At 46.3% G+C, this 11,632-nt stretch carries 12 protein-coding genes and 1 tRNA gene; 11 read left to right on the forward strand and 2 right to left on the reverse strand.

What is annotated here, in order from left to right; genetic code table 11:
- The first annotated feature begins 132 nt into the window (after nucleotides 1-132).
- From purE to trxA, 7 genes are all read left to right on the forward strand, one after another.
- Nucleotides 133-624 carry a 5-(carboxyamino)imidazole ribonucleotide mutase gene (gene purE / locus EYS00_RS02920; RefSeq protein ID WP_130635060.1) on the forward strand — a complete coding sequence of 164 codons (492 nt, stop codon included), beginning with the start codon at nucleotides 133-135 and terminating at the stop codon, nucleotides 622-624.
- Nucleotides 621-1,757 (forward strand): 5-(carboxyamino)imidazole ribonucleotide synthase, encoded by a 1,137-nt coding sequence (locus EYS00_RS02925; RefSeq protein WP_130635061.1) that lies wholly within the window; start codon nucleotides 621-623, stop codon nucleotides 1,755-1,757. The genes purE and EYS00_RS02925 overlap by 4 nt, the downstream gene beginning before the upstream one ends.
- 63 nt (nucleotides 1,758-1,820) lie before the next feature.
- A tRNA-Thr gene (locus EYS00_RS02930) sits at nucleotides 1,821-1,896 on the forward strand.
- A gap of 191 nt (nucleotides 1,897-2,087) precedes the next feature.
- Nucleotides 2,088-2,564 carry a copper chaperone PCu(A)C gene (locus EYS00_RS02935; protein ID WP_130635062.1) on the forward strand — a complete coding sequence of 159 codons (477 nt, stop codon included), beginning with the start codon at nucleotides 2,088-2,090 and terminating at the stop codon, nucleotides 2,562-2,564.
- A 113-nt stretch (nucleotides 2,565-2,677) separates the two neighbouring features.
- Complete coding sequence (locus tag EYS00_RS02940) at nucleotides 2,678-3,151, forward strand: Dps family protein (RefSeq protein ID WP_130635063.1); 474 nt, start codon at nucleotides 2,678-2,680, stop codon at nucleotides 3,149-3,151.
- A 14-nt stretch (nucleotides 3,152-3,165) separates the two neighbouring features.
- On the forward strand, nucleotides 3,166-4,266 hold the full coding sequence (locus tag EYS00_RS02945; protein WP_130635064.1) for a PQQ-dependent sugar dehydrogenase: 1,101 nt from the start codon (nucleotides 3,166-3,168) through the stop codon (nucleotides 4,264-4,266).
- A gap of 337 nt (nucleotides 4,267-4,603) precedes the next feature.
- Entirely contained in the window at nucleotides 4,604-5,473 is an 870-nt protein-coding gene (gene trxA, locus EYS00_RS02950) for a thioredoxin (RefSeq protein WP_130635065.1), read from the forward strand.
- On the opposite strand, the gene EYS00_RS02955 is transcribed toward trxA, so the two are convergent.
- Nucleotides 5,470-5,886, reverse strand: coding sequence for a hypothetical protein (locus EYS00_RS02955; protein WP_130635066.1), 417 nt, complete (start codon nucleotides 5,884-5,886; stop codon nucleotides 5,470-5,472). The genes trxA and EYS00_RS02955 overlap by 4 nt on opposite strands.
- 185 nt (nucleotides 5,887-6,071) lie before the next feature.
- Here EYS00_RS02955 and EYS00_RS02960 point away from each other — a divergent pair, with 185 nt between their 5' ends.
- The 4 genes from EYS00_RS02960 (at nucleotide 6,072) to EYS00_RS02975 (ending at nucleotide 10,907) form a co-directional block, all read left to right on the forward strand.
- A complete protein-coding gene (locus EYS00_RS02960; RefSeq protein WP_130635067.1) occupies nucleotides 6,072-7,241 on the forward strand; it encodes an aminotransferase class V-fold PLP-dependent enzyme in 1,170 nt (389 codons plus the stop codon).
- Between the two features lie 152 nt (nucleotides 7,242-7,393).
- Entirely contained in the window at nucleotides 7,394-8,692 is a 1,299-nt protein-coding gene (locus EYS00_RS02965) for an adenylosuccinate synthase (protein WP_130635068.1), read from the forward strand.
- Between the two features lie 379 nt (nucleotides 8,693-9,071).
- Nucleotides 9,072-10,478 (forward strand): aldehyde dehydrogenase family protein, encoded by a 1,407-nt coding sequence (locus tag EYS00_RS02970; RefSeq protein ID WP_130635069.1) that lies wholly within the window; start codon nucleotides 9,072-9,074, stop codon nucleotides 10,476-10,478.
- A gap of 9 nt (nucleotides 10,479-10,487) precedes the next feature.
- Nucleotides 10,488-10,907 (forward strand): VOC family protein, encoded by a 420-nt coding sequence (locus EYS00_RS02975; RefSeq protein ID WP_130635070.1) that lies wholly within the window; start codon nucleotides 10,488-10,490, stop codon nucleotides 10,905-10,907.
- On the opposite strand, the gene EYS00_RS02980 is transcribed toward EYS00_RS02975, so the two are convergent.
- Nucleotides 10,904-11,614, reverse strand: a complete 711-nt coding sequence (locus EYS00_RS02980) for a PepSY domain-containing protein (RefSeq protein ID WP_130635071.1) — start codon at nucleotides 11,612-11,614, stop codon at nucleotides 10,904-10,906. The two genes, EYS00_RS02975 and EYS00_RS02980, sit on opposite strands and share 4 nt — an antisense overlap.
- Between the last annotated feature and the right edge of the window lie 18 nt (nucleotides 11,615-11,632).

Raw genomic sequence — 11,632 nt, forward strand, 5'->3', positions numbered from 1 at the left:
ACTGCTATTTTTTTTACGTCTTAGATAATCTTAGCAGATCACATTGGTCTTAGAGTGGGATTTGTAAGCAATTTAAGCTACAATCGCGGCCTTTCCTGGCAACCTATTTCTACCTATTTCAAGGAATACGCAATGGCAAAAGTCGCTATCGTTATGGGGTCTACTTCAGACTGGCCTACGATGCAGCAAGCTGCATTAATGCTCAAACAGTTTGGCGTAGAGTTTGAAGCAAAAGTTGTATCAGCACACAGAACTCCTAATCTTCTAGTATCTTTTGCAGAGTCTGCAGAAGAGCAAGGTTTCAGCGCAGTTATTGCTGGTGCTGGCGGTGCAGCCCATTTACCAGGAATGATTGCAGCGCACACTCACTTGCCAGTGTTCGGGTGCCCTGTAAAATCAAAAGCACTAAATGGTTTGGACTCATTGCTGTCTATTGTGCAAATGCCCAAGGGCGTAGCTGTTGGCACGCTCGCTATTGGTGAAGCAGGCGCTGCGAATGCAGGTTTGCTTGCGGCGCAAGTGGTTGCTTTGCAGGATGCTGACGTTCGAGAAGCAGTTATTGCCTTCCGCAAACAACAAACACAAACCGTGCTTGAAAACGCGACTCTGGAGCTCGATGAATGAGAGTAGTTGTTTACGGTGCAGGACAACTTGCACAAATGATGTATCTGGCAGGTAGCCCGCTCGGTATTCAGGTCGAAGCCGTTGATGTAAGCAACGACACCGTGGTTCACCCGGTAAGTAAGCAGCCCCTAGATATCACGCTTGCACAAGCTATTGAAACCGCTGATGCCCTTACTGTTGAGTTTGAACATGTGCCTGAGCGTCTGCTGGAAGATGCTGCAAGTGCTGGCAAGCTTATGCCAAATATCGAGAGTATTTTAGTGGGGGCTGACCGTGTTCGAGAGAAAAAGCTTCTGGAGAAAATGTCAGTAGCCAACTGTAAGCATCGCATCGTGACCGACGTTGAGCAACTTGACGCCTGTGTAGAAGCGCTAGGTGAAAAGCTCATCATTAAATCAAGTCGCGATGGCTATGATGGTTATGGGCAATGGCGTTTAAGCGAGGCAGCTGAACTACCGGCATTAAAAAACACGCTTTCTGATTTGGATTTACAAAAGGTGCCGCTCGTCGTTGAGCAAATGATGGCGTTCGACCGGGAGCTGTCACTTATCGGTGTGCGCAATAAGCAAGGCGATATTCGTACCTATCCTTTGGCCGAGAACCTTCACCATCAAGGTCAATTACATGTATCAGTAGCACCGGCGACCGATACAAACGACGCTTTGCAACAGCAAGCTCATGACATTTTTACTGCGCTAGCGGAAGGAATGGACTATGTGGGAGTACTCGCTGTTGAGTTATTCCAGCAAGGCGACAAACTCTATGTAAATGAGCTAGCGCCACGAGTGCATAACTCAGGGCATTGGTCTCAATCTGGTGCTGTGACGAGTCAGTTCGAGAACCATTTGCGCGCCGTCTGTGGATTACCTCTGGGCGATACGGCAGCCATTGGCCCAAGCGCCATGGTGAATATCATTGGTTGCAGCAGCTTCTCTCGCGACTTGCTTAGCATCGACGGTAGTCACTTACATTGGTACGGCAAGTCAGTGCGTGAAAAACGCAAAATGGGACATATTAATGTCACCACCGACTCGTATGAAAATCTTGGCGAAAAGCTTATGCAGTTGAGTCAATATTTGCCGCTTGAGTACTTCCCTAAATTAGTCGGCGAAGCAAAACGACTTAAAGGTTGACAAGCGCTTTCAAATACATAGAATACGCATCCGCTGCTCAGTGCAGCGGAACCACCTTAGTGTGCCGACTTAGCTCAGTTGGTAGAGCAACTGACTTGTAATCAGTAGGTCGCCAGTTCGATTCCGGCAGTCGGCACCATTTTCTTTTTGTACCAACCTCATCGGTGCAAATTGTTGCAAACACCATTCCGCAGACTCTCTTAGTATCATACAGCAACTCGTTTTTCTTAATTCAGTTCAACTTATATCCTTGATCTCGCAATAGTTTGCTAACTAAATGCTATGCTATATAGTTAACGCCATCATCATTTTAACGACAGATAATAAAGTATGACGTCTTTTACTTTACGAGTAGTAGCTCTGGTAACCCTGTTATTTTCTGCTGTGTCACCTGTGTTAGCACATTCCCAAGGAATGCACATTAGCAATGTCTATGCACGTGCCACCTTTCCTATGGCAGCCACAGGGGCAGTGTACTTGTCGCTAATGAATCATCACAATGAAGCCGTGACCCTAGTGGCTATCGAGGTTGATAGTGATGTGGCCCAAGAGGCGCAAATACATACTACGGTGATGGATGGCGATGTCATGCGTATGCGTGAAGTCGTTGAAGGGGTCAAGATAGGGCCTCACGGCACTGCCCAGTTTACACCCGGTGGATTACACGTCATGTTGATGGGATTAACCAAAGGATTAAACGAAGGTGAGTCTTTTGAATTGACCCTTACTTTTGAAAGTCATGAGCCTGTTACAATTACTGTACCGGTTAAAAAAGATAATCAGGGAAATACCCATCATCATCACTAGCCGGGCTAATGAGGTGTAGACTACTCCCGCTATTTGTTTGATTTGTGAGCCTTATCACCTAGGCTTACGTAACTATTCACTCGTATATGATTTGTATAACTGCGGAGCAAGCAATGAGCAAAATTGATATTGGTATTTCAGAAAACGACCGTATTGCAGTTGCCGAAGAGCTTAAAAAGCTATTGGCCGATTCGTACACCTTGTATTTGCAAACTCACAACTTTCACTGGAATGTTGAGGGGCCTCAATTCAGAGAGCTCCATTTGATGTTTGAAGAACACTACACCGAATTGGCCGATGCGGTTGATGAAATTGCTGAACGTATCCGTACCTTAGATGTGGCTGCACCAGGAACTTATAAATCATTCGCTGCATTAAGTGCTATCGAAGAAGTCGAAGGTGTACCTGAAGCCACTGAAATGGTGTCTTTGTTGACCAAAGCTCACGAGCAAGTGGTACGCACGTGCAGAACTGCATTAAGCGTTGCACAAGAAGCTGACGATGAGTCTTCATCGGCTTTAGTGGGTGATCGTATGCGAGTTCATGAGAAAACAGCGTGGATGTTGCGTGCTATGCTTCCTCGTTAATTAGAGAATAAGAAATGAAAAAAGTGTTACCCGTGCTCACCACAGCGTGTTTGTTGAGTTTTTCCACTGCTTCTTTTGGCGAAGACACCGATGTTACGGTTACTGAGCTCGCGACAGGGTTATCTAACCCTTGGGGTATGGCATTTTTACCTGATAATAGTGTCATTCTAACTGAACGCGCGGGTAGTATTCGTCGCTACTCCAGTGAGCAAGGTTTATCCGCTCCCTTGGCTAATGTGCCTGAAGTAGTGGCAAATAACCAAGGCGGTATGTTGGATATCGCAATAGATCCAGATTTCACCAACAACAGCACAATCTACTTTTGCTACAGCAAAGCAGGTGAGGGTGGCAGCAGTAGTAGTGTTGCCAAAGCGGTATTAAATGGTAATGCACTAGAGAACGTCGAAACTATATTCAGTGCATTCCCTCGTGTAGACAATGGTTTTCACTTTGGCTGTCGTTTGGCCTTCGATAACGCGGGCTACCTGTTTGTGACTTTAGGTGACAGATATAAATACATGAAGGAAGCCCAAAATACCGATAATCATCACGGCAAGATAGTACGTATTCTGCCCAATGGTGACGTTCCATCAGACAACCCTTTTGTTGACGGTGCTGCACCAGAAATTTTCAGTTACGGGCACCGGAATGTACAGGGCTTAACTGTGCATCCTACCACTGGCGATGTGTGGGCAATGGAACATGGCCCCAAAGGCGGCGACGAAGTTAATTTGCTAGAAAAAGGCGCTAACTACGGTTGGCCAGTGATCACTTACGGTGTTGATTACAGTGGTGACATCATTAGTGACCTAACCCACAAAGAGGGGATGGAGCAACCTGTTATTCAGTGGACACCTTCTATTGCCCCAAGCGGAATGACATTCTACAACGGTGAGCTATTCAAAGATTGGCAAGGTGACTTGCTCGTTGGTGCGCTTAAGTTTACTCACTTGCGACGTATCGATATGCAAGGCAAAACACCGGGCGAAGAATTCGAGTACTTGCGAGATCGCAAAGAGCGAGTACGTGACGTAGAAGTTGGCCCTGACGGCGCCATCTACCTTCTCACAGATTCTACCGAGGGCAAGTTAATCAAGTTAACGCCAAAGCCTTAATTGCGATAAATAAAAGTCAGCGACATTTTGCTCAATACTGATTGGCCGGTAGGTTGATGAACCATCTCAGAGGAAGCCGTGGACTTTTTACTGCACGCCGAAAACCCATCCATGGGGGCTCGGCTTCGGCATCCATGCCTCAGACGTCTGTAAAAAGTCCACGGCTTCCTCTTTAGTTCACTAAACATACCTGTAACCAAAAGGTATTAGGCAAAATGTCGCTGGCTTTTTCGTTTTATCAACAGTTCTTCAAAGGGGCTATTACAACAATAAGAATGCTTGTTTTTTGTGGTTTCCACCCCATAATCTCTTCAGAATCAGTGAAAAAGGTCACCCAATGGATAATTTCGTAGCACAATCGCCAGCGAATGTTGTAGATATTACGGTAGAAAACTTTCAGCAAATCGTTCTTGAGGCCTCTCAAGAAAAGCTGGTGTTAATCGATTTTTGGGCGGAATGGTGCGAGCCGTGCAAAGACTTATTACCTATTTTGGAAAAGCTGGCTGCTGAGTACAGTGAGCATATGATCCTTGCCAAAGTTGATTGTGAAGCGCAGCAACAAGTGGCTGCCCAGTTTGGTATCAGGAACCTTCCAACGGTGATGGTGGTTCAGCAAGGCCAGCCGGTAGACGGTTTTGCCGGTGTTCAACCTGAAGAACAGATTCGTGAAATGCTGGGTAAATACCTGCCAAACCCTGAAGATGAGTTACTGGCAAAAGCCGCAGAGGCTATGCAAAGTGGTGACTATGCCGCCGCATTCCCACATGTGAAAAGCGCCTACGAGATCAATCCCGAAAATACCGACGTTGTTTATTTGTATGCTGATTGTCTTATTGAAACTGGTGCTATCGAGCCAGCAAAAAGTCTTCTTGCAGGTATCAAGTTAGTCGATCAAGATGCGCGCTATCAAGCACTTAACGGCAAAATCGAACTCGCTGAACAAGCGGCGGATACGCCGGAAATTAGACAGCTACAGGCTGAGATTGAGGCTAATCCAGATAATCTTCAGGCCAAAGTCGATCTCGCTGTTCAATTGCAGCAGGCGAGTAAAGCCGAAGAAGCACTCGCATTACTGTTTAGTGTACTCAGAAAAGACCTCGCCTTTGGCGACGCAAGAAAACTTATGATGGATATGGTGAACGCACTCGCTGACGGCGACCCACTAAAATCGGAATACCGCCGCAAGGTGTATGGGTTATTGTACTAAAGCGGTGAATAGCCTTTGTTATTTAACCATTTGAGGGCGTCGAAGTAGGAGGTGAAATACTCTCGCTCGTACCCCTCAAATGAGAAGGATTTGTCACTCGCTGGGTGCATGCGCTCTAGGTGTGCTCGCTTGACCATACCCACATCAAGCACGTAAGCAGAACAGCGCAACCCCTTAGCAATATTTACATTTATTGCCTCTCGTAAACACGATTGACATTCTGGTGTAGAAAGTACCCAGCGGCGTCCATCGAGTAGTGCAGCCCATTGTTGTCCTTTAAATGAATCTACCAGTTCATGCATTTCAACTGCGAACATTTCCGCCGTTTGTAAGTTCCACGCGCCTGTGGCGAAAATTTCCAATACATTCCCCGATAAATCAAATGCGTAATGACCATACTTTGGAAATCGCATAGTGTGCCTCACCGTGAATGAACCCTAATCTAGGTATAGCAGAAAACTACCTAAACGAAACATGCTTTAATCTAAGTGTGTCACTCACTTTACATACTTTAATGGCATATTTGAGGACTAAAGCGTTGAGCGACCCTCATTCTGCTACTATATGCGCAAAACGATAGCGATAAAGTATTTAATTTATGACGTATCAATCATTTTATAGCCGTTTTCTAAAGGCCAATGAGGGAAAGCAGCATTACGCTTGCCATAGTCATTATTATTGGCCAGACGTAACTAGAGATGCTGTATTGGACTACTGGGATGACAGTGCAACCTATGCAGATGAAAAATGGGGCTTTTTCTTCCAAACTCTAGTGCCGGAATTACAACGCCATATCGCTCGTACACTCAATACCTCGCACCCCGAGCAAATTGTATTTGCGTCAAATACTCATGAATTACTTTATCGTATTCTGAGTTGTTTCGACTTATCAGCGCCACTGAAAGTCGTGACTACCGATGCAGAGTTTCATAGCTTCCACCGTCAAATTCATCGTCTGAATGAACAAGCTAACATTGAACTCATTAGTGTGCCCACAGAGCCCTTTGACAGTTTTTCTGCGCGCTTCGAACAGGCAATAGTCGACAACGCTCCCCATCTAGTATTTTTCAGTCAGGTATTCTTCAATTCTGGCTACTACGTTCAAGATATTGAACGTATTGTAGCGACGGTCACTAACCCAGAAAGACTTGTTGTGATTGACGGCTACCACAGTTTCATGGCGAAACCCGTGGACTTATCTCGTCTCGAGTCTCGTGTATTTTATTTAGCTGGTGGCTACAAATACGCGCAAGGCGGGGAGGGCGTTTGTTTTGCCCACGTACCTAAAGGTTGTTCGCTGAGGCCTTCGTATACCGGATGGTTTGCCGAACTCGGTGCACTAGACAAACCTCGTGCAGGCGAAGTCCAATACAGCCAAGACGGAATGCGTTTCGCAGGGGCTACCATGGATTTTACGGCCCTGTATCGCCTTCGCGCCGTGTTCAACTTGTTTGAAGAAAACGACCTGACGGTAGAAGCTATCAATGCCCATGTAGAAGCGCTGCAACAAACGTTCTTACAAAAACTAGACGCGCTTAAACACCCATTATTGCACCGTAGCGCTCTGATGATTGATAACGAAGCGACCAGAGGCCACTTCCTTACCTTCAAGTTACCCAATGCGGAAGTAACAGCATCTCTTGCGGCGCAACTAAGAGAACAAGGCATACTCACTGATTATAGAGGCGACAGGTTGCGCTTTGGTTTTGCCTTGTACCACTGTAAAGATGAAATCAATCTATCTGCGCTTAATGACTGCACAGGGTAGATAGGAAAAGCCAGTTTTTACTGGCAACACCTGCACTTAGCCTAATTGTGGAGAAAAATAGGTCTGAATGACGGATTTTTGTACATAAAATAGATGATCCGCGGCGTTAAATTTTGTAGAATCGCCGCCTAATTTTCTTACACATATGATTCATGGCAAAGAACGTTGTGGTACTCGGCACTCAATGGGGTGACGAGGGTAAAGGCAAGGTCGTAGACCTACTAACAGATCGTGCAAAATACGTGGTTCGCTATCAAGGCGGTCACAATGCAGGTCATACTCTAGTAATCGACGGTGAAAAAACCGTACTTCATCTTATCCCATCTGGCATTTTACGTGACAATGTTACCTGTATTATCGGTAACGGTGTTGTTCTTAGCCCAGACGCATTAATGAAAGAAATCACTATGCTTGAAGAGCGTGGTGTTCCTGTGCGCGAAAGGCTAAAAATCAGCGAAGCATGTCCACTTATTTTGCCTTACCACATTGCGCTAGACATGGCTCGTGAAAAGGCTCGTGGAAGCAAAGCAATCGGTACCACAGGGCGCGGCATTGGTCCTGCGTATGAAGACAAAGTATCTCGTCGTGGCCTACGTGTAGGTGACTTATTCAATGCGGAAGATTTTGCTGCCAAGTTGAAAGAAGTTCTCGACGTACACAACTTCACGTTAACCCAGTACTACGGCGAAGAAGCGGTAGACTTTGATGAAACGTTAAAAGGTGCCATGGCCGTCGCTGACATTCTAAAAGCTATGGTCGTTGATGTGACTGACGAACTTGATAAAGCCCATAATGCTGGCTTGCCAATTATGTTTGAAGGTGCGCAAGGGACTTTACTTGATATTGACCACGGTACTTACCCTTATGTAACGTCGTCAAACACCACGGTAGGTGGCGTTGCAACGGGTGCAGGTTTTGGTCCGTTAAAACTAGATTATGTACTCGGTATCGTTAAAGCCTATACCACTCGTGTAGGTTCTGGTCCTTTCCCAACAGAGCTTGATTGTGAAGTTGGCGAGCACTTAGGTGTTAAAGGTCACGAGTTTGGTGCTACTACAGGCCGTAAACGCCGTACTGGTTGGTTTGATGCCGTAGCAATGAAACGCGCAGTGCAAATCAACTCAATTACCGGTTTCTGCCTAACTAAGCTTGACGTACTAGACGGCCTAGAAACGTTGCAAATTTGTGTTGGCTATAAAGACGCTGACGGCAATGTGAAAGATGTACCGCCAATGGCTGCAGACGGCTACGACTTAGTTACACCTATTTACGAAGAAATGCCAGGCTGGACTGACAATACCTTCGGCGTAACCACTTACGAAGACTTACCTCAAGCGGCAAAAGATTACATCAAGCGCCTAGAGGAAATCACTGGTGTACCTGTGGATATCGTATCAACAGGCCCAGACCGTAACGAAACCATTGTATTACGTCACCCTTACGACGCTTAATACAAACAAAGATACGGAAAGCCAAACTCGAGCTTAATACCTGTCAATTAAGCAATTTGAGTGGTTTATGAGTGGAAGTAATGGGCTTTTTACAGCCGTCTGAGGCATGGATGCCGAAGCCGAGCCCGCAGGGATGTGCTTGTGGCGTGCAGTAAAAAGCCTGTTACTTCCTCTCAATGAAACTAATACAACCTGAAATGCTCTATTGACAGTGCTGAGCTCATGCGGGGCTTCTTTGTCTCACCTTGTAACACAATCCATCCTCAACAAAATTTAACCTACTATTTGTTTTGAACCAAAACGGCCATACTGATATAAGAGATAGGTACTAACCGTAAAAGTGCTCGTAGTGTGAGCATTTTGTTTTGAGGGGATCTTTATGGCTAATCGTCCAGTACTTCACGCTGTGGAAAACGGTATTTGTTTTGTAGATACCGTTAATGCACTTAAAAACAGTTTTTCGACGGGGAAAACCCGCTCTCTCGACTGGCGGCGCGGCCAACTAGAAAACCTCAAGCGCATGCTTATTGAAAACGAGCATGACATTCTTAAAGCACTAAAAGCCGATCTGGGTAAATGCGAAACCGAGGCCTATACCTCTGAATGCGGCTATTTACTCAGCGACATTGAGCACACCCTCAAACACCTCAATAAATGGACTAAACCTCGCCGCGTCTCAACGCCTATAGTGGCATGGCCTGGAAAGAGCTTTCAACAGCCTGAGCCGCTTGGCACAGTACTCATTATTGGTGCGTGGAATTACCCACTGCAACTGTTGTTGGCACCTTATGTCGCCGCGCTTGCGGCAGGCAACTGCGCCGTGCTCAAGCCATCAGAGCTATCGCCTGCTACGTCGTCGCTAGTGGCGCGTTTAATACCTCAGTATATGGACACCACAACAGTGACTGTTGTCGAAGGTGCAAAAGATGAGGCCACCGCACTGCTGGCCTGCCATTGGGACCATATTTTTTATACCGGCGGCGAAGTGGTTGGCAAAATTGTGATGGCTGCAGCAGCGCGCCACCTTACACCCGTTACCCTAGAATTGGGAGGCAAAAGCCCCTGTATTGTTGACAAGCACACTAATCTCAAAGTTACCGCAAGGCGATTAGTGTGGGGTAAATGGATGAATAGCGGGCAGACCTGCATTGCGCCAGATTATGTGCTTGTAGAGAAGGGGCAAGAAAATCAGCTTATCGACGCCATCAAAAAAGAGCTTAAGTCTCAGTATGGCAAAGACCCACTCGCATCAAGAGACTTTGGTAACATCGTAAATACACGTCACCTGCAGCGCCTGAAAGAATACTTAGAAGGGGCTCCAGTGGTTTACGGTGGGCAGATTGACGAAGCCCGACCTGCCATGAGCCCAACGATAGTGCTTAATCCATCGGTAGACAGCAAAGTCATGCAAGAAGAGATCTTCGGCCCTATCTTACCCATTGTCACCGTGGCATCACTAGACGACGCGATTGAGTTTATCAACCAAAGACCCAAGCCGTTGGCGCTGTATGCGTTCAGTGATGACGACAGCGTGTTAGAAAAAATCATTGCACAAACCAGTTCCGGTAGTGTGTGTACCAATGACACTATGATGTTCATGACAAATCCAGAGTTACCTTTTGGTGGGGTAGGCAACAGTGGTATGGGTAACTATCATGGGCGGGCCGGCTTTGACACCTTTAGCCATTTAAAAACCGTGATGAAGCGGGCCTTTGCTCTTGATGCGCCCTTTAGATACGCACCATATTCCAAACTTAAACTGTCATTGCTCAAAAAACTACTGTAAGGAGACACTGTGCCTCAGCCTTTTCATCTAGCGATCCCGGTAACTGATATTGCACTTGCCGATGAGTTTTACGGCGGCTTACTTGGCTGTGAAAAAGGCCGAAGTGACACAAAGTGGATTGACTGGAATTTCTTTGGTCACCAGTTGGTTACTCACTGCGTTGACCACATGCCTGCAAAGCCACAACATAATGACGTGGACAGCCATGCGGTTCCCGTGCCCCACTTCGGCGTAGTCCTAACGATGAAAGCATGGGAAGCCTTAAGTGAAACCCTTAAAGCGGCTGAGATCCCTTTTATTATTGAGCCCTATGTGCGCTTTAAAGGGCAAGCGGGCGAACAAGCGACTATGTTTTTCAACGACCCGTTTGGCAATGCACTCGAATTCAAAGCCTTTGCTGACATTGAACAGCTGTTTGCTACTGACTAATAAAAAATACGAGACTTTCTACGCGGCCTGAATTTGTAGTACAGCAAAATGAAGCCCGTGAAGGTAAACAACAGTGCGCTCGCTGCAAAAGCTATCAATAGCGGGTGGTTAAAATCAGAGCGCTCTTCATAGTCCATAATGTGGAGCATCCACATAAAATCGAAAAGTCGCCATGTATCTGTTCTTACGCGTTCAACTTTTCCCGTGGTTGGTGATAGGTAGAAGTGAGTGTTGTCTTCGTCATTGAAGACCACTTGCCATAAAGGCGCAGTGAGATGACTTACCTCTTGCGGTAATACCTCAAGCAACAGTGCCGAACTAATCGATGCTGTGCCCTTATACTGAGCTGTGGCTAACTGTTGGATATCATCTTCTTGTATAGCTTGGTAGGTGTTACCAGTCAGCGCGCTGTAACGGGTAATGCTGTTGCCATCTTCCACTTGATAGACAGGCTCTGCCCGCAATGGATCCACAAGCACCCTGTGACTAAATGATAACAATGCATTGGGAGAGTGTTTAGCGAGCAGAATAGCGGGGGCAACCTGAGCTTGTGTCCAAGACACCTTAGGCTCGATTTTTAAATGAGTTCCTCGCACTTCGTCAATGGGAAGCCAAGCCATAACTAACCCGCTTAAAAACCATAGGCTTATTTGCGCAGCCAGAATTATTCCTAGCCAGTTGTGAAGTGAACGACTCAGTTTATGCATGAGGAAGCGGCTCATTAT

It is taken from the genome of Alteromonas sp. KUL49 (genome assembly GCF_006538345.1).
GTDB lineage: Bacteria > Pseudomonadota > Gammaproteobacteria > Enterobacterales > Alteromonadaceae > Alteromonas.

What these genes read in the sequence shown, in the direction of transcription:
- EYS00_RS02965 (WP_130635068.1), top strand. Translation starts at nt 7,394, where the DNA reads ATGGCAAAGAACGTTGTGGTACTCGGCACTCAATGGGGTGACGAGGGT.
- EYS00_RS02960 (WP_130635067.1), top strand. Translation starts at nt 6,072, where the DNA reads ATGACGTATCAATCATTTTATAGCCGTTTTCTAAAGGCCAATGAGGGA.
- EYS00_RS02935 (WP_130635062.1), top strand. Translation starts at nt 2,088, where the DNA reads ATGACGTCTTTTACTTTACGAGTAGTAGCTCTGGTAACCCTGTTATTT.
- EYS00_RS02970 (WP_130635069.1), top strand. Translation starts at nt 9,072, where the DNA reads ATGGCTAATCGTCCAGTACTTCACGCTGTGGAAAACGGTATTTGTTTT.
- purE (WP_130635060.1), top strand. Translation starts at nt 133, where the DNA reads ATGGCAAAAGTCGCTATCGTTATGGGGTCTACTTCAGACTGGCCTACG.
- EYS00_RS02925 (WP_130635061.1), top strand. Translation starts at nt 621, where the DNA reads ATGAGAGTAGTTGTTTACGGTGCAGGACAACTTGCACAAATGATGTAT.
- EYS00_RS02940 (WP_130635063.1), top strand. Translation starts at nt 2,678, where the DNA reads ATGAGCAAAATTGATATTGGTATTTCAGAAAACGACCGTATTGCAGTT.
- trxA (WP_130635065.1), top strand. Translation starts at nt 4,604, where the DNA reads ATGGATAATTTCGTAGCACAATCGCCAGCGAATGTTGTAGATATTACG.
- EYS00_RS02945 (WP_130635064.1), top strand. Translation starts at nt 3,166, where the DNA reads ATGAAAAAAGTGTTACCCGTGCTCACCACAGCGTGTTTGTTGAGTTTT.
- EYS00_RS02980 (WP_130635071.1), bottom strand. Translation starts at nt 11,614, where the DNA reads ATGCATAAACTGAGTCGTTCACTTCACAACTGGCTAGGAATAATTCTG.
- EYS00_RS02955 (WP_130635066.1), bottom strand. Translation starts at nt 5,886, where the DNA reads ATGCGATTTCCAAAGTATGGTCATTACGCATTTGATTTATCGGGGAAT.